This is a genomic window from Arthrobacter sp. GCM10027362 (genome assembly GCF_042679445.1).
In the GTDB taxonomy this organism is placed as follows: Bacteria; Actinomycetota; Actinomycetes; order Actinomycetales; family Micrococcaceae; genus Crystallibacter.
Window position 1 is genome coordinate 1 of the sequence record NZ_JBHTML010000459.1, and the last position, 541, is coordinate 541.

Here is a 541-nt window from a genome sequence, read left to right on the forward strand (position 1 = left end):
GCCGGCACCGCCGCCGTCGAACGCTACGGCACCGGCGCCGGCTCCTCCCGCGTGGTCACCGGCACCCGGCCGGTACACGAGCAGCTCGAGGCCGAACTCTGCCGGCTGACCGGCCAGCCCGCGGCGCTGGCGTTCTCCAGCGGGTACGCCGCGAACCTGGGCATCCTCACCGCCCTCGGCGGGCCCGGCACGCTGATCCTGCGGGACGAGCACATCCACGCCTCGCTCATCGACGCGGCACGGCTGTCCCGCTCCCCCGTCGACGCGTTCCCGCACGGGGACCTGGACGCGCTGGAGCGGCTGCTGGCCGCGCGCCCGCAGCCGCGCGCCGTCGTCGTCATCGAATCCATCTACTCGGTGCTCGGCGATGCCGCGGACGTGGCCGCCACCGCCCGGCTCTGCGCCGAACACGATGCGCTGCTGGTGGTGGATGAGGCACACGGCATCGGCGTCGCCGGCAACGGGCGCGGCGCGGTGCACGCCGCCGGGTTGCCCGGGGCCGGGCACGTGGTGCTCACCGCCACGCTCTCCAAGGCCCTGG

1 protein-coding gene is annotated in these 541 nt (G+C 75.8%); it reads left to right on the plus strand.

Annotated elements, in window-relative coordinates; all coding sequences use genetic code 11:
• Window positions 1-541: aminotransferase class I/II-fold pyridoxal phosphate-dependent enzyme (locus tag ACFQ36_RS23345; RefSeq protein WP_377018026.1), on the plus strand; the 541-nt coding region annotated here is incomplete at both ends.